This is a genomic window from Nocardioides sp. LHD-245 (assembly GCF_030929495.1).
Classification (GTDB): domain Bacteria; phylum Actinomycetota; class Actinomycetes; order Propionibacteriales; family Nocardioidaceae; genus Nocardioides.
Genome location: NZ_JAVFWN010000045.1, coordinates 1 through 512, shown reverse-complemented (window position 1 = coordinate 512; position 512 = coordinate 1). Strand labels below are relative to the sequence as shown.

1 protein-coding gene is annotated in these 512 nt (G+C 66.6%); it reads right to left on the bottom strand.

Annotated features, from left to right (window positions below):
• Positions 1-5: 5 nt before the first annotated feature.
• Positions 6-512, bottom strand: a 507-nt coding sequence (locus tag RB608_RS28250; RefSeq protein ID WP_308091435.1) for a ring-opening amidohydrolase, incomplete at its 5' end; no start/stop codon positions are given.

Here is a 512-nt window from a genome sequence, read left to right as displayed (position 1 = left end):
GTGGATCAGCCCAGGTCGACGATGGCGGCGACGGGGCCGCCACCCTCCGGGCCCTGGTGGGCGGCGGAGACCGAGACGAAGACCGCCGGGTCACCGGTCACCGCGGCCGTGACACCACCGACACACGACTTGATCTGACGGTGCCAGTGCACGTCGGAGTCGTCGAGCATCGCATTGCGACGACCACGGACCTCGCCGTTCTGCGACGCCTCGCACTTGAGGAACACATTGACCAGCTTGCCGTCCAGGTCCGCAGTGCGCGGGCGCTCGGGCAGATCGAGGCCGGCGTCCTTGATCGCGTTCCAGATACCGTCCTGGTCGAGAGCATCGTTCATCACCGAGTGACCGATCCGGTAGCGACCACCGACACCCTTCGCGTTGCCGACCACCACGATCTGGGCCACGTCGAGCTCGACGCCCGAGGAGCACGACGCGACCGACGAGTACAGGTCACGGTTGTTCATCACATCCGCGTCGGTCGGCATCTCGATCTCACCCAACGCGACCGCGAT